The sequence below is a fragment of the Pirellulales bacterium genome (genome assembly GCA_019636345.1).
GTDB lineage: Bacteria > Planctomycetota > Planctomycetia > Pirellulales > Lacipirellulaceae.
Genome location: JAHBXQ010000004.1, coordinates 269,226 through 295,354 on the forward strand (window position 1 = coordinate 269,226; position 26,129 = coordinate 295,354).

General features: G+C 65.7%; 19 protein-coding genes. 15 read left to right on the top strand and 4 right to left on the bottom strand.

Annotation, left to right across the window (positions count from 1 at the left end; translation table 11 throughout):
- Positions 1-35 precede the first annotated feature (35 nt).
- Together KF688_11820 and KF688_11825 are read left to right on the top strand one after the other, a co-directional pair.
- On the top strand, positions 36-1,805 hold the full coding sequence (locus KF688_11820; protein MBX3426358.1) for a divalent metal cation transporter: 1,770 nt from the start codon (positions 36-38) through the stop codon (positions 1,803-1,805).
- Between the two features lie 12 nt (positions 1,806-1,817).
- Positions 1,818-2,756: a sugar phosphate isomerase/epimerase gene (locus tag KF688_11825; GenBank protein MBX3426359.1), complete on the top strand. Its 939-nt coding sequence runs from the start codon at positions 1,818-1,820 to the stop codon at positions 2,754-2,756.
- A 14-nt stretch (positions 2,757-2,770) separates the two neighbouring features.
- On the opposite strand, the gene KF688_11830 is transcribed toward KF688_11825, so the two are convergent.
- Both KF688_11830 and KF688_11835 read right to left on the bottom strand, forming a co-directional pair.
- On the bottom strand, positions 2,771-3,523 hold the full coding sequence (locus tag KF688_11830; protein MBX3426360.1) for an SDR family oxidoreductase: 753 nt from the start codon (positions 3,521-3,523) through the stop codon (positions 2,771-2,773).
- A 21-nt stretch (positions 3,524-3,544) separates the two neighbouring features.
- Complete coding sequence (locus KF688_11835) at positions 3,545-6,355, bottom strand: hypothetical protein (GenBank protein MBX3426361.1); 2,811 nt, start codon at positions 6,353-6,355, stop codon at positions 3,545-3,547.
- A gap of 451 nt (positions 6,356-6,806) precedes the next feature.
- Between KF688_11835 and KF688_11840 the strand changes: the two genes are divergently transcribed.
- From KF688_11840 to KF688_11885, 10 genes are all read left to right on the top strand, one after another.
- Positions 6,807-7,976: a XylR family transcriptional regulator gene (locus KF688_11840; protein ID MBX3426362.1), complete on the top strand. Its 1,170-nt coding sequence runs from the start codon at positions 6,807-6,809 to the stop codon at positions 7,974-7,976.
- A gap of 357 nt (positions 7,977-8,333) precedes the next feature.
- Positions 8,334-9,917 (top strand): hypothetical protein, encoded by a 1,584-nt coding sequence (locus KF688_11845; GenBank protein MBX3426363.1) that lies wholly within the window; start codon positions 8,334-8,336, stop codon positions 9,915-9,917.
- Positions 9,918-9,992: 75 nt separating this feature from the next.
- Positions 9,993-10,898 (top strand): hypothetical protein, encoded by a 906-nt coding sequence (locus KF688_11850; GenBank protein MBX3426364.1) that lies wholly within the window; start codon positions 9,993-9,995, stop codon positions 10,896-10,898.
- A 99-nt stretch (positions 10,899-10,997) separates the two neighbouring features.
- On the top strand, positions 10,998-12,011 hold the full coding sequence (locus tag KF688_11855) for a DUF1559 domain-containing protein (GenBank protein MBX3426365.1): 1,014 nt from the start codon (positions 10,998-11,000) through the stop codon (positions 12,009-12,011).
- 172 nt (positions 12,012-12,183) lie between these two features.
- Positions 12,184-12,711: a hypothetical protein gene (locus tag KF688_11860; GenBank protein MBX3426366.1), complete on the top strand. Its 528-nt coding sequence runs from the start codon at positions 12,184-12,186 to the stop codon at positions 12,709-12,711.
- Between the two features lie 55 nt (positions 12,712-12,766).
- Positions 12,767-13,165 carry a hypothetical protein gene (locus KF688_11865; protein MBX3426367.1) on the top strand — a complete coding sequence of 133 codons (399 nt, stop codon included), beginning with the start codon at positions 12,767-12,769 and terminating at the stop codon, positions 13,163-13,165.
- Positions 13,166-13,167: 2 nt separating this feature from the next.
- A complete protein-coding gene (locus KF688_11870) occupies positions 13,168-15,513 on the top strand; it encodes a polysaccharide lyase 6 family protein (protein ID MBX3426368.1) in 2,346 nt (781 codons plus the stop codon).
- Between the two features lie 16 nt (positions 15,514-15,529).
- The gene (locus tag KF688_11875) at positions 15,530-16,912 is read left to right on the top strand and encodes a Gfo/Idh/MocA family oxidoreductase (GenBank protein ID MBX3426369.1); all 1,383 of its coding nucleotides are present in this window, start codon (positions 15,530-15,532) and stop codon (positions 16,910-16,912) included.
- 99 nt (positions 16,913-17,011) lie between these two features.
- Positions 17,012-18,514, top strand: coding sequence for a mandelate racemase/muconate lactonizing enzyme family protein (locus KF688_11880; GenBank protein ID MBX3426370.1), 1,503 nt, complete (start codon positions 17,012-17,014; stop codon positions 18,512-18,514).
- Positions 18,515-18,565: 51 nt separating this feature from the next.
- Positions 18,566-19,858, top strand: a complete 1,293-nt coding sequence (locus KF688_11885; protein MBX3426371.1) for an alginate lyase family protein — start codon at positions 18,566-18,568, stop codon at positions 19,856-19,858.
- A 24-nt stretch (positions 19,859-19,882) separates the two neighbouring features.
- On the opposite strand, the gene KF688_11890 is transcribed toward KF688_11885, so the two are convergent.
- The gene (locus tag KF688_11890; protein MBX3426372.1) at positions 19,883-20,683 is read right to left on the bottom strand and encodes a transporter; all 801 of its coding nucleotides are present in this window, start codon (positions 20,681-20,683) and stop codon (positions 19,883-19,885) included.
- A 515-nt stretch (positions 20,684-21,198) separates the two neighbouring features.
- On the opposite strand from KF688_11890, the gene KF688_11895 reads away from it, so the two are divergent.
- The gene (locus KF688_11895) at positions 21,199-21,405 is read left to right on the top strand and encodes a hypothetical protein (GenBank protein MBX3426373.1); all 207 of its coding nucleotides are present in this window, start codon (positions 21,199-21,201) and stop codon (positions 21,403-21,405) included.
- A 224-nt stretch (positions 21,406-21,629) separates the two neighbouring features.
- On the opposite strand, the gene KF688_11900 is transcribed toward KF688_11895, so the two are convergent.
- Positions 21,630-23,480: a hypothetical protein gene (locus KF688_11900; protein ID MBX3426374.1), complete on the bottom strand. Its 1,851-nt coding sequence runs from the start codon at positions 23,478-23,480 to the stop codon at positions 21,630-21,632.
- Between the two features lie 252 nt (positions 23,481-23,732).
- On the opposite strand from KF688_11900, the gene KF688_11905 reads away from it, so the two are divergent.
- Both KF688_11905 and KF688_11910 read left to right on the top strand, forming a co-directional pair.
- Positions 23,733-25,559 carry a hypothetical protein gene (locus tag KF688_11905; protein ID MBX3426375.1) on the top strand — a complete coding sequence of 609 codons (1,827 nt, stop codon included), beginning with the start codon at positions 23,733-23,735 and terminating at the stop codon, positions 25,557-25,559.
- Between the two features lie 280 nt (positions 25,560-25,839).
- On the top strand, positions 25,840-26,085 hold the full coding sequence (locus KF688_11910; GenBank protein MBX3426376.1) for a GlsB/YeaQ/YmgE family stress response membrane protein: 246 nt from the start codon (positions 25,840-25,842) through the stop codon (positions 26,083-26,085).
- Positions 26,086-26,129: the final 44 nt, after the last annotated feature.

The following is a 26,129-nucleotide window of genomic DNA, read 5'->3' on the forward strand; positions in this document are numbered from 1 at the left end:
CCCGGTTTGGTCTCTTGTCGGCTCTTGCTCGTATCATGCGACGGCGATCTCGCCCCATGGGCCAGGACTTCCATCTCGAACGCCAGCGGGCCGTGCTCCGCGATGCTGAAGCCCGCGGGATGTTGCCGGCGCTGGGGGCGTACGCGCGGTTCTCGGGGCCGGGGTGGCTGACCAGTGCCCTGACGCTGGGCGCCGGGTCGCTGGGGAGCAGCCTGTATCTGGGGATCCTGGCCGGGGTCGGCATGGTGTGGATCCAACCCTACGCCATGGCGATGGGGGTCGTCATGCTAGGGGCGATCAGCTACGTGACGCTGTCGATCAACGAGTCGCCGTTTCGGGCGATCAACAAGCATGTCAATCCGCTGCTCGGGTGGTCGTGGCTCGCCGCGGCGCTGGTGGCGAATGTGGTGTGGTCGATGCCGCAGTATGGGTTGACCTTCGCCGTCATGGAGCAGAACTTGGCGCCGAGCTGGTTCGGCTCGGAAGGCTGGCTCGGCGAAGGCGACGGCGCCAAGTACGCCGTGTCGCTGGCCGCGTTCGCGGCCTGTACGGCCGTGGCGTGGAGCTACGGCAGCGGCAGCGCCGGCGTGCGGTGGTTCGATCGGTTGTTGAAACTGGTCGTCGCGATCATCGTGCTCAGCTTCATCGGCGTGGTGGTGCGGATCGCCACGACAGGCGACGGGATCGAGTGGGGGGTCGTGCTCGCCGGCGTCATACCCAGCCCGCGGAACTTCACGCGGCCGGCCGTCGCGTTCGAGCCGCTGCTGGCGGCGATCGGCAACCCGGGGACGCGCGCCTTCTGGCACGACCTGATCGTCAGCCAGCAACGCGACGTGATGTTGGGCGCCGGTTCGGCGGCGGTCGGGGTGAACATGACCTACATGCTTCCCACACTGCTGCGCACCCGGGGGTGGGGGCGCGAATTCCGACGGCTCGAGCTGTTCGATCTGGCGACGGCCATGTTTCTGCCGTTCGTGATCGCCACCGGCTGCGTCATCGTGGCGTCGGCGCACCAATTTCACGCCCAAGTTCCCGGAGGGTTCGGCGTCGACGCTCACGGCGAGGTCGTCGTCCCCGAGCGTTTTCGCGGCGAGTACGCCGGAATGATGGCCGCCCGGTCAAGCGCTCTGGCAGCGAGCCGCGGCGATGTTCCGCCCCCGGCGGCCGAGGAAGAGCAATTGGCCGCGATGCTGGTGCGGCGCGACGCGTCGGACTTGGCGCAATCGCTGGTCACGCTGTTCGGAGGAGGCGAAGAGAGCGACGGCCGGTTCGTCGCCAACATTGTGTTCGGCGTCGGCGTAGCGGGGATGACCGTGTCGTCGATCGCCCTGATGATGCTGATCTCGGGGTTCATCGTTTGCGACGCGACGAACGCCCCGGTCGGCGGTTGGCGATTTCGCCTGGGGTGTCTTGTGCCTTCGATCGCCCTGTTGTGGCCGGTCGTTTGGCAGGGAGCGACCAAGGCTTGGCTGACAGTGGCCGCCAGCGTCGTGTGCGCCTCGCTGTTGCCGATCGCCTACGTGGCGTTCTTGCTGCTCATGAATCGTCGTGAGCTGATGGGCGGCGAGATGCTCGTCGGCTGGAAGCGATTGGTCGTCAACCTGCTGATGTGCCTGGCCGCGGCTTCGGCGATCGGGGCCGCGATCTCCGCGGTGCTTAAGACCAGCGGCTGGCCCGGCATGGGGGTCGTCGCCGTCTATCTGGTCGTGCTCCTGGTCGTCGGGGCGGTGCGGCGAACCAACCAAACCCGAGACGCCGTGCGGGCGAAGCTTGTCCGCGGCGCCGCGGCCGAATCTCTAACTTGAGGCAGATTCAAGATGATCGATCCGCGCACTTCGTTGTCCCGCCGTCAGTTTTCGGGCGCCGCGTTGGCCGCAACTGCGGGGGCCGTCGCGGCGACTCGTTCCTGGTCGCAGCTCGCCGCCGCGCCGTCGGCGACGGTCGCCGGACAGGCCGGCCCGCGCCGGTATTGTGCGTTCATCAAGTTCCTGCAGGAGTTGAGCTACGACGAACTGGCCGAGCGGATCGCCGAACTCGGTTTCGACGGCGTCGAAGCGACGGTGCGAACCGCCGACGGGTATTTGAAGCCCGCAACAGCCGCCGTTGAGTTGCCCAAGTTCAAGCGGGCCCTAGCGAAGCAGGGGCTTGAGATCACGATCCTGACCACCGACATCCTCAGCGCGGACCAGCCCGAGGCCGAGACCACCCTGCGTGCCGCGGCCGACAACGGAGTAACGCACTATCGGATCGGGTTTCACCGCTACGACGTCAAGCAGCCGATCGAGCCGCAACTGGAGGCCTTGCGGCCGACGATCGACGCGTTGGCGGCGCTCAACCGGAAACTGGGGATCAGCGCGTTGTACCAGAACCACTGCGGGGCGACGTTCGTCGGCGCCACGTTCTGGGACCTGCGAAGCCTGCTGAAGGACGTGCCGCCGGAGGAGATCGGCTGCGTCTACGACCTGCGGCACGCCATGGTCGAGGCCGGCGAGGCGTGGCCCCTGCTCTACCAGCTCATCCGGCCGCACGTGCAGGCGTACTCGGTCAAGGACTTCGTCTGGAGCAAGGGCAAAAGCGCGCACGCGGCGCTCGGCGATGGACTGCTCGACCGCCGCTTCTACCAGGAGTTGGCCAAGAGCGAATTCGCGGGGCCGATCTCCGTGCACGTCGAGTACTTGAAGCCGGGGCCGGCCGAGGAGCACCTCGCGGCGCTGCAGCGAGACTTCGACACGCTCCGGGAGTGGATGAAGGGGTGAGGTTCGGCCGGCAGTCAGCGAACCATCTGCATCGACATCCCGCCGTCGACGACGACGTACTCGCCCGTCATGAATTCGTTGGTCGCCAGCAGTCGGACGACCTCGGCGACGTCGGCGGGCGTCCCCTCGCGGTGGAGCGGAATGCGTTGACGGAGGTTGTGGGCCTGCTGCTCGTGCGACATCGCCTGATGGAATCGCGTGCGGATGATCCCGGGCGCGACGCAATTGACGCGGATGTTGTCGTCGGCGACGTCGCGTGCGAGCATCCGGGTGAATTGCAGGATCGCCCCTTTGACCGTGCCGTAGGCGATCGCGCCGGGACAGCCCCGGACCGCGGCCGCGGACGAGACCAGCACGATCGCCCCCTCGCCGCTGCGGCGAATCGCCGGCAACGCACGCCGGCAAAGGGTGAACGCCGCGTGGACGTGAACGTCGAACGCGGCTCGCCACTCGTCGAGCGTGATCTGGTCGATCGACCCTGGCGCGGGACCGCCGGCGCTGTGGACCAGCACGTCGAGTCCTCCCAGCAGTTCGATCGCCTCGTCGACGCAGCGGTCCGCCTCGGCAGGAACGGCGACGTCGGCCTGCACGAAGCGGCAGAACCCTCCGGCCGCTTCCGCTTGGCGACAGACCTCGGCCGCGTCGCCGTCGTTGGTTCGGCCGTTCACGACGACCTTTGCGCCGGCGGCGACGAAGTCGAGTGCGACCGCCGCGCCGATCCCGCGAGTCCCGCCGGTGACGAGCGCACGTTTTCCTGGCAGTTGCATCGTGACGACGGGCCTCCTGACCTAGCTTGCTGAGTTTGCCTTTGCGTGCGTTGCGTGCCGATGCCATCGGAGGACCGCCGCGAGCCAGCCGGCGGCTGCGAGGATCAGCGAAGCCGGTTCGGGGACCGCGGCGGAATTCGCGGCGAGCGAGGACGAGCCGAGTTGTCGCTGCCACGCCAACAGGTCGAGACCGTCGACACGACCGTCGCCGTTCGCGTCGCCGGCGGCATGGGTCGGGTTTTCGGCTCCGAACCCGGTCGACCATGCCGCCAGATCGCTCCCGTCGACGATGCGGTCGAGATTGAAGTCCGCGCTGTGAAACAACTCAATCACCAGCGACGCGTCGTCGATCCCCAGCGCCCAAACGCCGCCGACGGGGGAGAAAGGCAGCGAGACGCTTGCCAGGTTTTCGACAAGGCTGTCCGCGGTGAGCAGGGTGAACTGATCCCCCGGCGCCGGGATGTAACCGGGGGCCAGCGAGATGCTGAGAGTTCCCTGCAGCGTCGCTTGCCCGCCGACGTTGACGGCGCCTGCTTGTCCTCCCGCGGCGAGTTCGAATTGGAGCAGTCCCGAATCGTTGACCGCCAGCGGCCCGATGACGTCAATCCGCCCGCCGGCCTCGACGGCGAGGGCCCCGGCCGTTTGCGAACCGCCGACGACCAGGGCGCCGAGCGCGCCGATGTCGCCGCTGATCTGGGCGACGCCTCCGTTGTCGATATAAGCCGCGGCGCCGCTGGCGTCGCCGATCGGTTTGGCGATCGAGGCCTGATACAGGGCCCAGTCGACTCCCGTGTCGCCGCTGATTTGCACGTTGATCGCACCGCTCTGCAACGAATCGAGCCGGGCGCCCAGATCGAGCACGCCGACGTGCGCGGAAGTCGAGTTGACCGCGCCGCTCCAGCCGAGCGCAGCGAACGTGTGTTGATTCGCCGGGTCGGCGTCGAACAACCGGACGAAATCGTCGGCAGCCGAACCGGGGCCCTTCTTCAGCGCGAGGGCGAGCGACCCGTAAACGACCCGCTCGCCGGGATCGAGTTGGTGCTGCACCGTGAACGCGACGTTGGCCGAGCCGGCGAGGTCGTCGAACCCTGTCACGGGCAGTCCGCTCGAAGCTTCGACGTACGCGCCCCAGGCTGAATCGAGAGCGGGGTTATCGACGCTCGCCGGGCCGTCATAAACGAAATCGTCGATGTCGCCGACGAGGTAATCGCGGTGAACGACCGAGTACACCGCCGGGACAAGGCCGGCCCGCCAGTTCGCGGCGTCGTTCCAGTCCCCGGTCGGCGAGTTCCAATGGACGACGCGGATGTCGGCCGAGTCGGCCAGTTGTTGATCGTAGAGACTGTCGACCGCGACCCGCTGGTTCATCGAATCGACGTACCCGGGAGGCTGCGGGCCGAACGTGGCGTCGTTGACGAGCGTTCCGGTCGAGCCGACGAGCCAATTCTGCGCGGTCGGCGGGTTCTGAACGATGAAGCTCTGTGCGGTCGAGTTCCAGATGACCATGTTGGCGCCAGCCCAGCCGTGACCGGTGCCGAAATTGCCTCGATTGCGCGCGTTGATCTGGTCTCCCTCGACCACGATGTTGTCGAACAGCGAACCTGTCGCCCAACGTTGGTGGGGCCCCGTTTCGTCGATCGCGTTGCGGGCGATCGACCGATGGAACACATGCGGACCCGGCGGGCGCGTGCTGTTGTTCACGAAGTCGTGCCGGCCGTTGTTGGCCTCGCTCTGGGTGACCAACTCCAATTGCCCGCTCAGATTGAAGGTATACCTGCGTTCGCCGGCAATGAGGCTCTTGGGGTCGAGGTTGACGACGTCTTCGACCGTGACCCATTTTGCTCCCGGGTTGCTTAGGACCGCCGAACCGGCGAAGTAGGCCGACGTGGCGTGCCGGACCCAAACGTTCTGCGCCGCGTTGATCGAGACGAAGTCCCAGGCGTGGTTCTCGTCGGTCGCCGAGACGAAATCGGATTCCGCTCGCAGGTTTTCGACGCCGACGTTCTCGATCCGACCTCCCCAGGTATAGCGACGAATCGTCCCCCCGCCGTACTGCTGCTCGAACGAATTCGCCAGCGGAGCGTCGAGGAAGATCCGATCCCCCTCGATTCGCGTGATCACGCGGTCGAAGCGGATGTTCATCGTTCCAGGTTGCCATTGCACGACCGTGCCGCCGTCGCTGCGGGGAGGGATGCTGTCCATGCCGATGTCGTGGATCCACTCCGCCGTACTGGGACGCTCGATCCGCACCGTGTCGCCCACCGAGAATCCGGCCGTTGAATCGACGCGAAAGCTGGTGGCGCCGACGGGGACCGTCTTGTCGATCATGTTGCGAGTCGAACCGGTCAGCGATTGCGAACCCGTCCCGACGACGTTGATCAGCGCCCGTTGCGACGTGCCGCGGGCGTGCAGCACCGTGCCTGTGCCTGGATCGCGCCCCGCGCCGCGAAGCACGACCCCGCTGGCGGTGATGTTCAGTTGAGTGTGAACGTCGAAGCTGCCGGCCGTGAGTTCCACGGCGCCGCGGAATCCGTCGGGCCCGATCGGCAGCGCCGCAACCAGGTCGATGGCAGCCTGAATGGTCGCGGTGTCGTCGCCCGCCACGGGGGCGACCGTGACGATCGTCGGGACGAGATTCGGGATCAGTTCGACGCCTCGGCCGCGGTAACCGACGCCGGAAAAGTCCATGATGCGATCCCCCTGGGCGTCGGGGGCGTAGATCAACCGCCCGGTGACGCCAGGATAGGCCCAGACGCTCTCGACGGCGCCAGCCCGCGCAGCGCAGCTCAGCGCCAGCAGCGTTGCGACCAGAAGCCCGAGACGGCGTGACATGGCGACGTAAGACCGGGGCGAAATCTCGAAGGCGCCGCGACGAGAACTCTCGCCGCGGCGCCGCGGTCGGGAGAGCGCGTTCAACTCGACGCAGTCGGCGGGGGAAGCTTCCGAAGGGCGACGACGAGGCCTGAAGGAGACGAGCGGCGGCGAGGCAACGGCTGCGAAACCGCCGAGTTCAACCTTCTTGAATTCTGAGCGGCCGGAACAAGGGGGGCAATCTGGTTTCCAGGAAGCGCATTCCGTTTTTCTGGCATGACTTTTTGCGACGTACCTGGAAAACTAGGGATTTGCGTCGTGCATCTGCGTGGAATGTCCTTATCATAGCGCGGAGCGTTTGTCCTCTTTTCTGCATGCGATGCCGGTAATTTCGATGTCCGAGCATCCCTCCGGGGCGCAAGTATCCGCGACGAACGCCCTGGAGAACTTCCTCGATTCAAGGCGGTCTGCCGTGCCGATGCGCTCCGTCCCTCACGTCGCGCTGTTGATTGAAACCTCGCGGGAGTACGCGCGGGGGCTCCTGCGAGGCGTTGCTCGTTACCATCAGGAGCACGGCCCGTGGTCGCTGGTGTTCGAGCCGCACGGGCTGGAAGACGCCCCCCCTGCTTGGCTCAAGGCTTGGCGGGGCGACGGAATCCTGGCTCGGATCGACGACCGCCGGATGGCCGACGCCATCCTGCAAACCGGCGTCCCGGCGATCGACGTCCGCGGAGCGTTTCCCGATCTCGGCCTGCCGTTCGTGGGGGTCGACAATCGACCGGTCGTCCGGCTGGCGTTTGAACACCTGCTGAATTGCGGGCTGCGGCACTTTGCGTTTTGCGGGACGCCGCGCGGACAGAATCCCAATCAGGATCTGCGGTGCGATCTGTTCGTGCAATTGGCAGACGAGTCGGGATTCGAGTGCCAAGTCCTGTTGGGACCTGGCCGACGAAGTCGGGTGCGCGACTGGGAACGGGCGCAGCAAGAAACGGCCGCGTGGCTCAAGGCGCTCCCCAAGCCGGTCGGGATCATGACGTGCCACGACGATCGCGGCAACCAAGTGATCGAAGCCTGTTTGCGGGCAAACCTGCGCGTCCCCGACGACGTGGCGGTCATCGGCGTCGACAACGATCCGCTGCTGTGCAATCTCTGCACGCCGCCGCTGACGAGCGTCGACATCAATTCGCTGCAGATCGGGTACGAGGCGGCCGCCCAGTTGGCCGCGCTGATGGCCGGCGGCGAGGCTCCGACCGAGCCGGTCCTCATCGGGCAACCCCGCGGCGTTGCGGCCCGATTGTCGACCGACATGCTGGCGATTGAGGACGAGGAGGTCGCCTCGGCGATTCGTTTTGTCCGCGAGAATGCCGTTAAAGGAATCACCGTCGGGGACGTTCTCTCCCGCGCGGTGCGATCTCCCACAACGCTTGAACGGCGTATCAAACGACTCCTCGGCCGGACGATCAAGGCCGAGATCACGCGGGTGAAGCTCTCCCGCGCACGGCTGCTGTTGTGCGAAACGGAACTCGCGGTGGCGAAAATCGCCGAGCGGTGCGGGTTCAGCGAGGCTCGCTATTTCTGCGACGTGTTTCGGACCCACGAAGGGATGACGGCGACGGAATACCGGCGGAAATTCCGCGAGTAGTTCTTGCCTCGGCGCGAGGCGTCGCTTGCAGAAGTCGAAAAAACGGAATTCGAATCCGCAAATTTTGATTGCTGCGTTTCGCTGAAAAGGGCATGGTGAGACTCACGGGACGAACGCGCTTCGTCTCGCCTTGTCGGCGAGCCTGTCGGCTTGCTCATGAGTTGCGATCTCACGTCGGCGGCGATCTTGGGGCAGCATCGCTTCCGTCACTGGGTTGGCAAGCCGCTTGCTTCTCGTTGTTTGCATGTCTTCTCGCGGTCGCCTCCGGGACGGCATGCTCCGTGCGCATCGCCAAGCGATTCCGTCTTGTCGGCCGACCACCGCCTTTTCTGAATTCTCACGCAAAGGGACGCATCCATGACGAACGTCCGTGGCGAACTGTGCCGCAAGGTCGGCGAATTGTTCTTCGAGAACCTTCGTACTTCGTTCGGAGCCGGGTTACTGTGCGCTTTCGGCGCCACGACGCCGGCATGGGCGTCGGTCGCAATCTTTGACGGATTCGGGGACGCCGATCTCAACAACAACGGCATTCCGCTCGAACCGGCCGACGTCGACGTCAGCAGCAGCGGCTTGGGGACCGTCGGGCCGTACGTCGCGCTGAACAACGGCGGCGCTCCGATGATCTTCCCGCAAGACACCATGGTCGACGAAGTCGACACGGTTCTGAACCCGGCCGACACGGGCATTCGGTGGTTCTCGATCGGCGGTTGGACCGGCGGCGCGACACCCGCGCCGCGGGCGGCGCTGGGGATCATCAACGACGCCGCCGGGGCGCTGCCGGAAACGAATCCGGGAATCGGTTTCAACCACTCAGTCGCGGGCGGGGTGCGCTACGCCGAGGCGATCGACACGGGCTACGCGTTGGCGTTCGACAGCAAGGGACGCGGCAACGCGGCGGCGGGCTTCTTTGACAATCGCATCGAGCTGGGGCCCGAGGTCGACGACGAGGTGCGGGTGAGTTTCGACTTCCGCATCTGGTACAGCGCCCAGAACGTCAACGTGAACACGAACATTAATCATGTCCCGGCCATCGGCGAGGTCCGCTTCGGCTTGTTCCAGGACACGGACAACCAGCTAGGTCAGACGAACCCGATCGCCGGCGTGGGGAGCACCCCGGCAGTTTGGGGACAAGAAAACGGCAACTTTCGCGGCGACGCCGGCGCCGTGGGCGCCAACGGCGATGCAGGCTGGTTCGTGCGCGTCGGCATCGACGACCCGGAGAACAGCAACATCGATCAATTGCCAGTCACCTCCATCGGGCGGATCAACGAGGAACGCAACACCGGGTCCGCCACGGACTTGCGCATCATGAACGGAGCGACCGATTTCGTCGCCGGGGCCACCGATTCGTTCGTCCACATGACGATCAACAAGGTCTACAACCTGTCGCTCAGCCTCAAGCGATTCGACGATCCGGCGACGCCGGAAACCGTGGGCGACACGATTTACGCCACGATGACCCTGACCGAGCGATCCTCGGGCATGCAGTGGAGTTTCGGAAACTACGAGCGGGTAGTGAACAACGACGTTCCTGACGGCATCTTCAGCGACTCGTGGGACTATTTCGCCATGACCACCGGCGGCGAGTCGACCTCCGACGACTTCGACTGGCTGATCGACAACTTTACGGTCGAGGTGTTCGGCAGCAATGCCGTCGTCGCGGATGCGGACTTCAACAGCAGCGGAGCGGTCGACGGCGCCGACTTTCTCGTCTGGCAACGGGGCTTCGGGGCGACGGGACAGCCGAACAAGAGCACCGGCGACGCGAACGGCGACCAGACGGTCAACGGCGACGATCTTTCGATTTGGTCCAACCAGTACGGCGGATCTCCTGCCGTACCCGCCGTCGGGGTCGTTCCCGAACCAGGCTGCCTGGGGCTGGCCCTAGTCGGTCTGGCCGGGGTCGCCGTCGCGGTCCGCCGTCGGGCCGTGTGCGGTTAGGAAGACGGGGAGAGTGCATTTCATCTTGTTGCGAAGCGATTTCTGCCACGAGCGATTCAACGCGGAGGGGAACTCATGACTTGGCTAAGACGTACGAACAATTCGGCGCTTGTCGCGATGGCGACCTTGCTGGCGATCGGGACGCCGGCGTCGGGGGCAATCATCGTCGACGACAGTTGGGCGGACGGGGGACGCGACAACGGCGTCGATCCGCTGGACGCGGACTGGTGGTACTCCACCGCAAGCAGCGCGATCGAAGTCTCGGTTGGCTCGCTGGGGCTGGTCACCGGCACCTCGGGCCGAGGGATTCACGGCACGTTTGCGGCGCAAACGCTCGCCAACATCGGCGATACGCTCACCGCGACCTTTACGTTCAGGACGCCGGCCACGGTCGCGCCCAGTTCCACCGCGGGATTCAAGATCGGCCTGTTCGACAGCAACGGTTCGGCGCTGAACCAGGACATCTCGGCGTCGTCCGGCTCGCCGAACGCACTGTACAACCCGGTGTTGGGATACATGCTCGATTTCGACCTCAACACCGCCACGGCGAACGTGCAGTTCCGCGAGCGGACGGTTGCGTCGGGCCAGTTGCTGGCCACGACGGCCGACTACACGGCGCTCTCGAGCGGCGGGGCCGTGTACGCTGTCAACGCGAACAGCGTCTACACCGGGGTCTTCTCGCTAATGCGGACCGCCTCGGGGCTCGATCTCACCGGGTCGCTCGACGGGCCAGGGGCGTCGACCACGTTCACGGCAAGCGATCTCGCGCCCAGCACCTTCGCATTCGACGTACTGGCGTTTCACGCGAATTCGAACGTGTTTGGAAGCTCGCCCGCCGTCGGCGCCGCCGACAACGGCATCGATTTCTCCAACATCAAGATCGAGTTCTCAGCCGTTCCCGAGCCGAGCAGTCTGCTGACATGCGGCGCGGCCGCGGCGATCGGCGTCTGCGCGGCGGCGTTGCGGGCGCGGCGGCGGTAGATCAAGGCTGCCTTCCGTCGGACCGCGGGCACAGGGCCCGCGGCCCGGCGGGGGAATTTACGAAGTTCACGCCAATCGGCAAGCATGAAGGAGTTCGAGATGCAATCCGGCGCAACAGGTCGACGACCGGCGTTTACGTTGGTGGAGCTGTTGGTGGTGATCGCGATCATCGGCGTGCTGGTCGCGCTGTTGCTGCCGGCCGTGCAAGCCGCTCGCGAAGCGGCCCGGCGGATGTCGTGCACGAACAACCTCAAGCAGTTGGGACTGGCCGACCTGCTGTACGAGCAGACGAACAAGTCGTTCGTGCCGGCGCGGCTCGGCCCTGATTCGACGAGTTCCCGCGAGGTCATGCACTTGACGACCGCCGAGCAACGGTCCGGCGCGAGCGGGTTCGTCCTCATGCTTCCCAACGTCGAACAGTCGGCCTTGTTCGCGATGATCGACGTTTACAAGAACCAAAGCATCTGGCCCGCCGCGTCGTTCAGTTCGTCCGGCTGGCGGACCTTGCCGCGGATGCAAGCCATGGGGACTCGCCCGCCGGTGTTCGTCTGCAGTTCCGCGGCCTCGCAACCGGTTCCTGAAGCCCAGTACACGACCTGGGAGATTCCTCCCGCGACGGGCGATTACGCCTTCGTTGCCGGCCACCGGGGAGTCAACGGCGGGTTCGCCGTGAACGCCTGCATGACCAAGCATCACAACACGGGGCCCCACTTGTACTGGACCGCCCGCAAACTGCGCGAAGTCGAGGACGGCACGAGCGCCACGATCTCGATTGGCGAAGTGATCGAGTCGCACACGCGCGACAGTTCGAACATCTGGTCGTACACGCTGCGTTACGCCGACAGCTATCGCGTGACCGACGTGGCGCTGAATACGCCTCCCGGCGTTGATGCGCAGAACGTGGGGGAAGGCGAAGGAGCGACGGGCAGCGTCAACGGGGCGTTCGCCAGTCGTCATCCCGGCGGAGCCAACTTCGTGTACCTCGACGGGCACGTGGAGTTTCTCAGCGAGAACATTGACTTTGACGCCTATCAGAATCTGTCCACGATCGCCGGACCGCCGACCGCGACGGACGTCATCGACAAGCAGTTCTGCACCAGCAATCGGTATTAGGCGTTTCCCCGACGCGTGTGTGCCGATGGGGCTCGCCAGCGAGTCCTTCAGGCGAGGAACGCCCAGGACGACGCTCGCGACTCGCAGCGAATGACGCCAGGATCTCGGACTCACTCCCGACCACAATCGGGAGGCATGACCAAGAGGCATTGAGTACGCATTGATGATCGTCATGAGAGGGATTCCGTCTGCGAAGTTGCTGCCGCTGCTGTACGGTGCGTTGCTGGCTGCGTCGTGTGCGGGGTGTTCGCCCGAACGCGAGACCCTGCACGACGTGCGCGGCCAAGTGCTGGTCGACGGCCGACCGCTGACGCACGGGGTCGTGCGATTCGTGCCCCGCTCGGGTCGACCCGTTTCGAGCGAAATCGCTGCGGACGGATCGTTCCGTCTGCTCAGCCGCAGCGTCGGCGTTGACGCCGACGGGGTTCCCGCCGGGCGTTATCGGGTGGCGGTCAATGCGTGCGAAATCCTCGACGAGGACGCCGGCGAGATTGCCTGGCATGCGCCGCAGCGGTACGCGGATTTTCGCAATTCGGGCATCGACGTGGCGATCGACGGTTCGCAACGCGATCTGACGATTGAACTCACCTGGAATGACGGCGACGACCTCGCAGCAGACGTCCCCGACGGGAATGCGATCAAGTCGTCCGAGGGGGAACGGGCGGCCTCGAAAGGCAAGGAGGCTGAGCGTGGCAAGTAATCTCGCGAATCGCGCCGGGCGATGCAGGCCGGCGGCGAAGCTCCGACGTCGGGCCTTGATCCTCGGCTGCGTCGCGGCGTTCGCCGTCGTCGGCTGCGGCGACGGCCGCCCGGAGCGGGTCCGGGTGGCGGGCACGGTGACGATCGACGGCCAGCCGCTGACGCACGGAAACATCAAGTTCGTCCCTGCCGGGGCTCGCCCCTCGGCCGGCAAGCTGGACGCCACGGGCCGGTTCACGATGACCTGCTTCGACGGCGACGACGGGGTCGTGCGGGGAAGGCATCGCGTCGCGATCTCGGCCAGCAAGATTCTCTCCGAGAGCAAGATTCAGTGGTTCGCCCCCAAAAAATACGCCGACTTTCGCACGTCGGGAGTCGAGTTTGAGATCGATCAACCGACCGAGGACCTGAAGATCGAACTGACCTGGGACGGCGGCAAGCCGTTTGTCGAGTAACCATGATGTCCGTTGTCGCCAACTTGTTGCGGATTCGCGGAGCGCACGTTTGCCTCGCCGCTTGGCACCGGCGCGCGACGAGCGCCGCGTTGGCGACGCTGGCGACGACTGTCGGGCTTGAGCGCTCGGCCTGCTCCGCCGAGATCCTGGTCTCCTCGGCCAGCCAGATTGCCGCAGCCCTGGCGACCGTCCAGCCGGGAGACACGCTGGTCATGGCCGACGGCGTGTGGACCAACCAGCGGATCCAATTCGCGGCGAACGGCACGGCGGCGCTGCCGATCACGCTGCGGGCCCAGACGCCGGGGCAGGTGATGCTCAACGGCAATTCGAAGATCAACATCTCGGGCTCGCACTTGGTGGTGGACGGGCTGCGGTTCGAAGGGGGGGCCCTTGCGGCAAACGACCACGTGGTCGAGTTTCGCGGCTCCAAGGGCGAGGCGATGCACTCGCGGCTGACCAACTCGACGATCGTCAATTACAACCCTGCCGACGTCGACACGCGGTATTTCTGGGTCTCGCTCTACGGCGAGCACAACCGCGTCGACCACAACCGATTCGAGGGGCAGAGCCACTCGGGGGTGACGGTCGTCGTCTGGCGACCCGACGCCGGGCCCGATCATCACCTGATCGATTCGAACCATTTCTTGAATCGCCCCGTCGGCAACGGCAACGGGTTCGAGACGATTCGCATCGGCGACAGCAATCAGTCGCTGAGCAACTCGTACACCACCGTGCAGAACAACCTGTTCGAGCGAGTCGACGGCGAGATCGAGATGATCTCGAACAAGTCGGGCTCGAACGTCATCCAGTACAACACGTTCCGCGAGTCGGCCGGGACAGTGACGCTGCGGCACGGCAACGACAATCGCGTCGAGGGGAACTTCTTTCTGGGGGAGGGGAAGTCGCAGACCGGGGCTGTGCGGATCATCGGCGAGCGGCAGACGGTGGTGAACAACTACATCGCCGCCGTCGACGACCGCGCCGGAGGGGCGATCTCGATTTCGGCCGGCGTGCCGAACTCGGCGCTCAACCAGTACTTCCAAGTCAAGGACGCGGTCATCGCCCACAATACGGTGATCGGCACGGACGGCCCGGCGATCACCTTCGACGACGGTCTGGGTTCGAGCGGGCGGACGCTGCTGGCCGAAGGGGTCGTCGTGGCGAACAACCTGCTGCGGAATTTCGGCCCCGCGATCTTCGAAGGGAATCAGGGCGCTAACTGGACCTGGGCGGGCAATCTCGCCTTTGGGGGGAGCCTCGGTCCCGCCGCCGGCAACCCAGGGGTGGTCGTCGCCGACCCGCAACTGCAGTGGGGCGCCGACGGACTGTGGCGACCGGCGCCGACCAGCCCCGCCGTGGATCAGGCCGCGACGACCTTGGGCAGCTTCGTGTCGGTTGACATGGACGGCCAGCCGCGGATCGGACTGTTCGACATTGGCGCCGACGAGCTCTCGTCGGCCAGCATCGTCCGCAGGCCGCTCTCGGCCAACGACGTCGGCCCCCTGTGGTCGATGGCCCCGTCGGCGCCGATGTACGGCAATCGCTACTTCGCCGAGGGAATGGCGTTGCAGGCGGAAAACTTCACTTGGGTCTCCGATCCCAACAACGACGGCGACACCTGGACGGTGAGCGCCGCAGAAGACGCCCTTGGGGGGAAGCGAATCCTGGCCCCGGGCGGATCGCGGACCGACCTGCCGGGTCAGCCGCACGATGCGATCGCCGCGTACGAGGTCTCGTTTCAGCAGCCGGGGGTCTACCGGGTTTACTACCGAGCCCGGGGGTTTGACGCGGGCTCGGACAGCATCTACGTGCCGAGCGCCTTGAACGTCGACCCGACGGTGCAGAAGACGCTCTCCTCCGACGGCGCGTACCAATGGGACGCTGGCGCTACGTTTGCGATTTCTGCGGCACATGTCGGCGTCCCGCTGGAGTTTCGCATCGGCAAGCGAGAACAGTTGGCCGATCTCGACGCGCTGGTCCTCCACCTCGACGGGACGCTGTCAGCGTCCCAACTTGACGCCTTGTTCGACCCGGCGCTGCTGGCGGCCGATTTTACAGGGGACGGTCGCACCGACCACCAGGACCTCGCGGTGTGGAACGCCAATTTTGGCGCCGCCGGCGCCGCGCAGTCCGATGGCGACGCCAATGACGACGGCGTCGTCGACGGCGCCGATCTGCTCGTCTGGCAACGGTTGGCCAGTTCGGTCGCCCCGGCAGTCGCAGCGAACGGAGCCCCTGTTCCCGAACCGATCGGGCTCGGCTTGGCGGCCGTCGGCGTCAGCCTCGTTAGTTCTCGACGGCTCTCGCGGACCTTGCGTTCCGCGGGATCGCTTTACGCAATCGCTTGACGACGGAGTTCGTGACATGACCGAAACGCATTGCACCGCCGCTCGTTTGCCAGGGGCGCCGACCCGACGCGGGTTCTTGAAGCGGGCCTCGGGGTTGGCCGCTGCGGGGATCGCTCCCTACTTTGTGCCGGCCTCGGCGTTCGGGGCCGACGCCCCCAGCAATCGGATCACGCTCGCGTGCATCGGCGTCGGCAACCAGGGAGCCGCGGTCATGCAGCGGTTTCTCGATTTGCCTGGCTGCCAAGTCGTTGCCGTGTGCGACGTGAACCGCGCCAGCCACGGGTACAAGGACGACACGCAATTTCTCGGTCGCGACGTCGCCAAACAGACGGTTGAGGATTTCTATGCGAAAAAGCAGGGGGCGAGTGCGTATCGCGGCTGCGACGCCTACGTCGATTTTCGCGAAGTGCTCGCGCGAGCCGAGGTCGACGCCGTGACCGTCTGCACCCCCGATCATTGGCACGCCGCCATGACGATCGCCGCGGCCGCGGCGAAAAAAGACGTCTACTGCGAAAAGCCGCTGGCTCTGAACATCGGCCAGGGGCGGGCGATGATCGACGCGGTCCGCAAGCACGAGGTCGTGGTCCAGACGGGCAGTCACGAGCGCTCGAACCCAATCGTACGCCAGGCGTGCGAGTTGGTCCGCAACGGCTACATCGGCGAGGTGAAGCGGGTCGTGACGAACGTCGGCTATCACAACAAAGTCGGCCCGGGGCCGGGATGGAAGCCGATGCCGATTCCCGAAGGGTTCGACTATGAAATGTGGCTCGGCCCGGCGCCGATGGCGCCGTATCACCAGGACCGCTGCCTGTACAACTTCCGCTTCAATTACGACTACGCCGGGGGGCAGGTCGCGAACTTCGGGGCTCATTCGAACGACATGGCCCAATGGGGCCTGGGAATGGATCGCTCGGGGCCGGTCGAGGTCGAGTGCCTCCACGCCGAGTTTCTGCCCGCGGGAAGTCTGTTCAACGCGGCCACGGTCACGAAGTTCCGCTGCCGGTACGCCACCGGCGTCGAGCTGTTGTGCCAAACCGACGAGCAGGAGGTTCGCTGCGTCTTCGAGGGGACCGAGGGACGCGTCGAAGTGGAGAACAAGGGGAAGAACTTCAAGACCACGCCGGCCAGTCTCGCCGATGTGACGCTGCGCGACGAGCAGTTGCTCCACAAGAGCGACAACCACCAGCAGGATTTCCTCGAGTGCGTCAAGAGTCGACAAGAGCCGGCGGCTCCGATCGAGGTCGGCCACTCGTCCGCCGCCTTGTGCCATTTAGGCAACATTGCCGTTCGGACGGGGGCCAAACGCCTGTCGTGGGACCCCGCCGCCGAGCGATTCGTCGGCAACGACGAGGCCAACCGCTATTTGAACTGCGACATGCGCAGTCCGTGGCAGATTTGATTTGTTTGGACTTGGAGAACTGTCGTCGCGTTAGCGGCGAGAGAAGCAGGCATCACATCGATCGCGTCGTCGGGCTTGCCGACCGCCGCGCCCAGCACAATGGAACGTCCCGTGGATCGCGTCCCCGTCGCCTCGTCCGCCCCGCGTACCTCGCTCAGCCAGAAGCCGAGCGACGTTCGCGTCGTCGGCGTCGAACTGTATTTCCTGCCCGTGCCGGCGCGGACGCCGCTCAAGTTCGGCTCAGAAACGCTGACCAGCGTCACCTGCGCCCGAGTCCGGGCGATCGTCGCCGACCGCCAGGGGCGAACCATGGACGGTTGGGGCGAGACGCCGCTGAGCGTCCAATGGACGTGGCCCTGCAACTTGCCTTACCGCGTGCGGGACGCGGCGCTGCAGCACTTTTGCCGACAGTTGGCAGTCGCGTGGGCGGAGTTCGAGGCGTACGGTCACGCCCTGGAAGTGGGCGAAGCCTTCGTGCGAACCCGCCTGGGGCAGGTGCGCGAGCGGTTCAATCGCCGGTTGCCACCGTCCGAGCGGATGCCGGCCCTGGCGTCGCTGGTCTGTTGCTCGGCGTTCGACGTCGCGGTGCACGACGCCTTCGCCCGGTTGCTGCAACTGCCGGTCTACGACACGTACGGCCCCGAGCACATGAATTGCGACTTGTCGCACTTCCTCGAAAGCGCCGACGACGAGGTGTTCGACTTTCGCGGCCTGTATCCCGAGTCGTTCCTGCAGCGTCCGGCCGCAACGACGTTGCCGGTGTGGCACCTCGTAGGGGGGCTCGACCCGCTGTCGCCTGAGGAACTGACCCCGGAGAGTCCCGTCGACGCTCATCCGGTGCTGCTGACGGATTGGATTCGGCGCGACGGACTGAAGTGCCTCAAGATCAAGCTCCGCGGCGACGACGAGGCGTGGGACTACGACCGCGTGATTCGAGTCGGGCGTTTGGCGGGCGAATTGGGAGTCGAACAGCTCACGACCGACTTTAACTGCATGGTTCGCGAGCCGAGTTACGTGATGCGGATCCTTGATCGACTGCGAGTCGAGCATCCGGTGATTCACGCGATGATACTCTACGTCGAACAGCCGTTTCCCTACGACATGGAGGCGTGTCCCATCGACGTCCGCGATCTCGTGTCCCGTAAGCCGCTTTTGATGGACGAAAGTGCCGACGACTGGCGCCATGTGCGGCTGGGACGCTCGCTGGGCTGGAACGGCGTGGCGCTCAAGACGTGCAAGACCCAGACCGGGGCGCTGTTGTCGCTCTGTTGGGCGAAAGCGCACGGCATGCACGTGATGGTCCAGGACCTGACCAATCCGATGCTGGCCCAAATTCCGCACGTGCAATTGGCCGCCCACGCCGCGACGATGAGAGGGGTCGAGTCGAACGCTATGCAGTTCTATCCCGACGCGTCGGCCCCCGAGGCGGAAATCCACCCGGGCCTCTATCGGCGTCGCGAAGGGCGGCTCGACCTGTCGAGCCTCCGCGGACCGGGCTTCGGCTATCGGGTCGAGGAGATCGCCCGGACGTTGCCGGCGCCGGTCCTCGTGCATACGGCGGCGGCGAAAGGCTCCTCGGCGGTCGTTCCTGAAACTCTCTAGCAGCGGACGCCGGGCCGCTGCCGTTCGATTCCCCAACCTTGAGACTCTCCTATGATTCGTTGCTCGATGGCGACGCTCGTCGTGCTCGTCGGTTCGTCGGCTCTCGCCAGCGGAGCCGAGACCGGGGAGCTCTCAGGCGTTTACTACTACGAAGCCGACCGCATGCAGGCGGCCAAGGCGATGCTCGCCGAGCGCGCCGTCGGGCCCGACGCCGACGAAGTGCGCGAAGCGGCCGAAATGCTCCGCGAAGAAGGGAACGACGCCCTGCGCCGCGGTCCGTACAGCGTCATGGACAAGGACGTCTCCCCGCCCAGCGGCGACAAACACGACTACATCAGCTACAGCGTGTACTGGTGGCCCGATCCGGACAAAGCGGACGGCTTGCCGTACATTCGCCGCGACGGCAAGACGAATCACGAGCAGCGGGCGAAGGGGGACCGCGATCGACTCGAGGATATGATCAACGACGTCGAGTCGCTGGCTCTGGCCCGGTACTTTCTGGGCCGGCAGCAGTACGGCGACCACGGCGCCAGACTCGTCCGGGCGTGGTTCCTCGACGACGCGACGAAGATGAACCCCCATCTCAATTTCGCCCAAGCGGTCCTGGGGCGCAGCGACGGCCGGAACGGGGGGATCATCGACTCGCGGGCGTTCATCGAACTGCTTGATTCGATCGTCCTCCTGCACGCCACAGGCGACCTCAGCGTTGCCGACATGGCCGGCCTGCAGGCATGGTTCGCGGAGTACTATCGCTGGCTGACCACGAGCGAGATGGGTCGCAAAGAACGCGCCGCGGCGAACAACCACGGCATCTGGTATTCGGCCCAGGCAGCGCGCGTGGCGCTCTTTGTGGGGGACGAGGCGACGGCCCGTGAACTGATCGAGGATGCGCGCGACAAGCGGCTCCCAGCCGCGATGGAATCCGACGGCAAGCAGCCGGAGGAGCTGAGCCGTACGCGGTCGCTTCACTACTCGCTGTTCAGTCTCGATGCGCTGGCCTACCTCGCTCGGTTCGGCGAAAGCCTGGGGATTGACCTGTGGAACCACCGCGCTCCCAACGGGGCCAGCATCCGCTTGGGGCTGAATTACGCGGCGCCCTACGTGCTCGATCAGGACGCGTGGCCGTACGAGCAGAACCACGACTACCGCCTCTCGCCGCAGATCGTTCAGCTCTTGCGAATGGCGGACGCGCGATACGCCGAACCGATCTATGGGCGCGTGCTCAAGGAGGTCCGTCGTACGGACCGCGATCGCATCTACGCGCCGTTGTTGTTTCGCGGACCTGCCGCGGGGACGGACGGAGACGTGCGGGCCGACGGCTCGGCCACGACGAAGCGCGGCTGACGACCCCTCGCCCTCGTCGATCGATCAGTACCGATATCCGACGCCGACGTTGGCGAAGAAGTTGGCCGCGTCTCCTCCCAGTCCCCAACCGGTGCGGACGCCCGCCTCCCAGTCGGGCGTGATCAGGTAGTGCACGCCCGGGCTGAGATACGACTGGCTGATTTCCTCGGAGCGGCCGTCGGTGAAAATGCCGAAGTATTCGACATGCGCATTCCATGCCTCTGCGAATTCGTATTTGAGTACGGTCGACGGAGCCCAACGGTGAAACCGATCCCCCTCGGCCGAACCCGTTGCAAAGCGAAATGCGGAATCCCATTGCCAGCCCTCGGCGAGCCGCCATCCCCAGACGTAGGTTGCCGTCAGGTGAGTGGCGGTCTCCGGACCGCTCGCCGGCGTGGTCCCCTGTAAAATGACTGCACTGCGGGGAACCCACCCGGACTGGTTGGCAAGCGCTGCTTTCAGGCCGTAGAGGAGTTTCGTCTCGGACTCGATCTCGCCCGAATCGAGAAACCCGATTGCCCCGCCGCCGGAGACCGCGCTCGACTCCCCGCCGACCTCGTAATTGGCCCCCAGCCGCAGCTCGAGCCAGTCGCTCAGGCCGCAGCGCACGAGCAACTCGGGAAAGCTGTGCGTTTCGGCGACGCTGCGGTTGTCGATAAACGAGTAGCTCGATTCGACGATCGCCCGGCCCCGGGAGGTCGTCGAGGTCGACGGCGTGAACGAATCGCGATCGGTCTCGATCGAGTCGGCCCCCTCCCCCTGGGCAATGGCTCGACCTGCGAGAGCGAGGCAGCAGCAGAACAGGCAAACGGCGCAGATTCGCACGATCTCTCTCGGGCCGGGACTTACGAGGACGGAGTTTCATCTGTTAATTTCGGCCTCCTCGCGCAACGACTCCAGCCAGCCGGAGTCACCCGTCAAACTCGCCGGCGCCCCCCGCTTGATATGGATTGGCGACTGCTATGGCACTGAGCCGGGGCGCCGCAAGCTTGGCCTCAGCTTGGCTTTCCGTTCCTTTCCGCAGAGCCGACTATGTGCCGGCAGCTTTTGAGACGCCCGGAGTCCCATTCGCTCCAGCGGTGATAGCACTCTCATCTTCTGAGCAGGACCATGGTCGGACGACCTTGCCGCCCGGAATGGTCAAGCCGATTGTCCCGCAGGCGACAGGGGACGAGGTCGCAAAATGATGCCAAAACGCCACGTCGCGACCGCCGAGGCGCTCGTGCGCGGGTAGATTTTTCTAACCGCAGACGACGGCCGTGACGATCCTGCCAGCGGCAGCGATTGCGTGGTTCATGCGCCGTCGTTTCGCACTCCCGTCAGCAATGGAAATCCTAGCCATGCGTACACAGTTGGCCGTCGTCGCGGCGCTGGCCGCAATCGCCCTCGGCAGCGGATGCTGCCCCTTTAAGAAGAAGCCCGCACAAGCGGCCGCCCCGGCGGCGATGCCTTATTGCATGCCGGCCTGCCCGGACCCGTGCGCGTCGCCGACCTACGGCGTCAACTACGGCAGCGTCTCGGCGCCGATGTGCTGCCCGAGCTACTAACTGGCTCGGGTAAACGTCGAGATCCTCGGCGGGCGGCCGAGCTGTCGGCTGTCCAGCAGGATTGCTGCTTCCGAGCTCTTTCTTCCGCGAAGATCGCGTGACTCGTGGTTCTCGCCTTCTTCGATGCTGCGCAGTCGTTCGAGCGTTGGTTCGGGACGACGCATGCCGGGTCAGTTCAGAGGCAACGTCTCGACTGGTTCGGCGTCCGCAGTCGTGGCCTCGGTCTACTCGGCGGCGTCGCGCGAGTTCCAGAATCGCTTGACGAGCGAGTCTGGGATGTTCCAGGCGGCGACGATCCATTCCCGCTCGGCATGCACGCCTTGGAAGGAAACGTCCTTGAGGAGGCCGACGACGCCTCCTTCCGGGACGATCACCCCGCCGGCGTCGAGCACCGGGCCGAAGAACGCCGCGACCTTCTCGCGGACCAACTCGCGAGCGTCGGTGGTTAGCGGCGTTTCCAGTTCGACCTCGCCGATGCGCTCCAGGCGGTGGTCGCCGTAGGCGTCCCGGACTAGTCGGTACGGGATTCGGGCGGTTGTTCGGCCGGAGTGCGTGCGGCCGGCGATCTCGACGGCGTCGAGGCGGACGACGAACGCGAACTCGTTGACCCCGGGATTCTGCAGCTCGATCGGCCGATGCTTGGCCATGGTGAACGACCACCGCGGCGCGCGCGAATGCACCATCAGCGGCGCCGGAAGTTGGGCGTGAAGGATCTTGGCGTACTGCATGAAGAATTCGTCGGAGAGCGTCTTGCCCCCCGTGATCGTCTCGGCCATGTTGCTTACGAACGAGACGTGAAAGCGCAGCACGACGTCGCCGGCGGGGCCTTGATCCGGGCATGGGGCGGCCGCCCCATGCTGTTCCCGTCCCCGGCACGAGCAGTTCATCGTCAACTCGGTCGACGAGCTGCGCGTCCCGTCGAAGGCGAGCGCGACCCCCTCCCGCACCAGCGGCGCCGTCACCTCCCCCAACTGGCCGAGCGACGTGCGGATGTGTTCGATCTCGGCGCGAATCTCGTCGATCGCCTTGTCGACGAGGTCGTTGACTCGCTGCGACAACTGCTCGACGGTCGTCGAGCGGGCCTTCTGATCCATAAGGGCGCGCGAGTCGGGCTGCTCGATTCGTCGCCGGGCGATCCGTTCGACGAATTGCCGTTCGGCTGCCACGTCGGCGATCTTCGCTTTGACCTGCGGGGCGACGTCGGCCTCGCCCAGGTCCAGCCCGTCGGGGCCGAAGTAGATCGGCTTGACGGCCTGCGCGGTTCCCGTGGCGTCGAGGCGAATCGTCACCGGCCCCGTGACGCCGCGCGCCGTCGACTCGACCGTCCCCTCGTATTTCAGGGCCAACTCGGCGACGGCGTCGTTGGGTTCGGCGACAATCGAGACGTTGCCGTTCATGGCTGCGGATCCCCGAATCTGCATCTGGCGGCTCCGTTGCAAGGCGCCGCTCGGGGGGATCGTCACGAGTTCGCGCAGCACGATCGTCTCGGTGAGCGAGGTCGCCTTCACGGCGACGATGCGTCGCACCAGGTCGCTCGCGACGACGATCTGGGCATTGGGAAGCGACACGAGCGACCGAACCGTCGCGACCTCGGGCGCCAGTTGGCCCGTTCGCTCGAACCATCCGAGGGTCCGTCCCAGTTCGGCCGCGCGTGCGTCGCACGGGTCGGTCGCTAGGGCCTCGCACTGCCGGCGGGCGAGCGCCACGTGCTCCCTAAAGGCGCCGGCGAGATTGGGGTGGAGCGTCGCGTACGCTGCATCAAGATACGGGCCGATCGCCGCTCGCAACGGCGCGAACACAGGCGATTCAATTCCTCGCCGGTTCGAGAACGCCCAACGGCGCACCTCCTCGAGTTCGCCGAGGTCGGGGGACGCGTCCGGCCGGAGATTGCGTTTGAGCTGATCCCATCGCAGGTGGGATTTCCAGTACTCGGCGTCGGGGCCAGGCTGCTCGGCGAACGCACGGTCGACGCCGTCGACCGCCGCTTGCAGGTCGCGCCGCATCGTTTCAAGCCAGTCGGGCTTAGGCGCCTGATAGCGATCCGTGGCGGCGGCGAAGATCTCTGCGGCCCGCATGGCCGCGTCCGGAGTTCCTGGTACGGGCTCAGCAGCCGCGCTCGCGGCCTGCAGCCACGCTAGCGCGACGATTGCCGTGGGTCGCCGCAGGGCGGAGATCCACCGAAGTCCCGTCGATACCGTCCGCATTTTCGTCTATCCTTCATCCGGCAGTACCTATCAAATCGGCGACCGAGAACCCCCGAATGGAGTCGGCGGGCGCGAGTTCCTGCGGGACGGCGTTCGACCCAGCGAGTTATGACGACTAGCAGGATGACAAGAGTCGGCGTCCTCGGGACGCTCGTGACGATTGTGCTGTCCGCAGCCCTGCCGACAGCCGGACAGGAGCTGACGGGCCGGTGGGGCGACGTCCGGCTGCCGCGGCAATTGGTCGTCAATTCGCCGACCAAAAAGACGAAGGCCCTGGCTGTCGTCACGCTTTCGACGACCTGCCCTCTTGCTCGCCGGCTCGTGCCGCGACTCAACGATTTGCAGCGGGAATACGCATCGGAGGGGGTCGACTTCGTCGCTTTGTTTCCCAACGGCGCCGACGACTTGGCCGAGATCGCCCGCTATGCGGTCGAAATGGACTTGGCCCTGCCGGTTTTCAAGGACGATCCACACCAGCCGTGGCACGCGGAACTTGCCATGCGAACCACCCCGGCCGTGGTGCTGTTGGACGTTCGCGAGGGATTTTCGCTGAGCCGGGTCGTGTATCGGGGCCAGATTGACGGCAAGTGGGCCGGCGGGACGCAAACCGGGGGGCAGCCGTATCTTGCCGAAGCCCTGGCCAGTTTCGTGGCCGGGACTCCCCCCGAGGTCCCCGAAACCGCGGCGTCGGGATGCAAGATCGAACCGCGGGCGTTCTACGAGCGGACCGATCTTGCCAAGGTCGAGTACTATCGCGACGTCCTGCCGCTGTTGCAGAACAGCTGTCAGAGTTGCCATCGCCCGGGAGAAGCGGGCGCCGAGTTGTTCGCGGCGTTCGATTCGTACGAAGCGGTCGCGGCGGCGAGCCCGACGATGCTCGACCGGATGCAGAACCGCATCATGCCCCCCTGGCACGCCGACGTGTCGCCCGAGGCGGGAGTCGGGGGGCTCAAGAACGATCCGCGGCTGACCGACCGACAAATCAACCTGTTTCGCGCGTGGGTTGAGGACGGCTGTCCGGCCGGCGATCCCGCCGACGCCCCGCCCGCCGTCGACTGGCCTGACCCCGAGGCGTGGAAGATCGGCGAGCCCGATCTCGTGTTCGCCATGCCCGAGCCGTACGTGGTTCCGCGCGAGCGGCTCGACGAGTACCAATATTACCGCGTGCCAGCCGACTTTCCCGAGGACCGCTATATCCAGGCGATCGAGGTCCGTCCCGGGAACAAGGCGGTGGTCCACCACATCGGCGCCATCGTCGGTCCCGCGACCCAGGAGCCGCTCAGCTCGCATGAGGCGATGCTCAAGCTGTACGGGCTGGTCGGCGACCGGGTGCGAAAGATCGGCGACTACATCGCGGGCGATCCGTTCAACGCTCGGGTCTATCCGGAGCAGTACGCTCTCAAGCTCCCCGCGGGGCACGACATCTTTTTCGAGATGCACTACACCCCCACCGGCAAGAGCGAGGAGCACGACGTCTCGTCGATGGCCATCCGCTGGGCCGACGTCGAACCGGAGCACGTGCTGCAGACCAAGGTGTTCAATCGCAAGGACGTCCGCATCCCGCCGCACGAGGTGCACTACCAGCGGACTCACTACTGCCAGTTTTCGACCGACGTTTTGATCTACGCGCTTGGGCCCCACATGCACTTTCGGGGCAAAGACTTCACGCTCTACAAGGTCGAGTTCCCGCAGACCGCCCAAGAGCGTCGGCGCCTTGTGCTGCGCGTGCCGACGTACCACTTTGGTTGGCAGCGGACGTACGAGTTCGAGACCCCGCTGCAACTCAAAGCGGGCGAAGCGCTGCTGGCCGTCACGCACTTCGACAATTCTCGCTTCAACCCCAACAACCCCGACCCCGAAGCCTTGGTGCGATACGGCCTGCTGTCGGAGCAAGAGATGCTCAACTTGCGGGTGAAGTACGAGCGGGTCGACTTCGGCGAGGACGAGTAGCACGCTCGCGATGGTCGCTCGACCGAGCGGATGCGACCGGGCGCTTTGTCAGCTCGAGTCTTTTGGGCTGTTTCAAAGCGCTCGTTGTCGGTTCGATCCGAAACGACTGGGCAATTTCCTCGTCCTGCGCCGCGTCTCAGGGGATCGATGTGACCGGTTGCGGCAAATTGGGTATCATCAAGCGTGCGGCGACGTGACGCACAGCGCTTCCCCATGCCGGCCTCGGCACGTCCCCAGCGGGCGATCGCGACGTCGGCGCACCCTGTTCGGAGCCCGAACGATGGAATTCTTGTGGTTTCTGATGATCGGTCTCGCCGCGGGTTGGTTGGCCGGGCAGATCATGAAGGGGGGCGGCGCCGGGCTCGTCGGCGACCTGATCGTCGGCGTCATCGGCGCCGTGCTGGGGGGATTTCTCTTCGGCTTGCTGGGGCTCAGGGCAACGGGGCTCCTCGGGCAGTTGATCACCGCCACCGTCGGGGCCATCGTCCTCATCGCGCTGTTGCGGTATCTTAAACGCAACACGTAACGTGCCGCCGCCATCCGCGGAGGAGCGGCGCCCCAGCCCGTCCC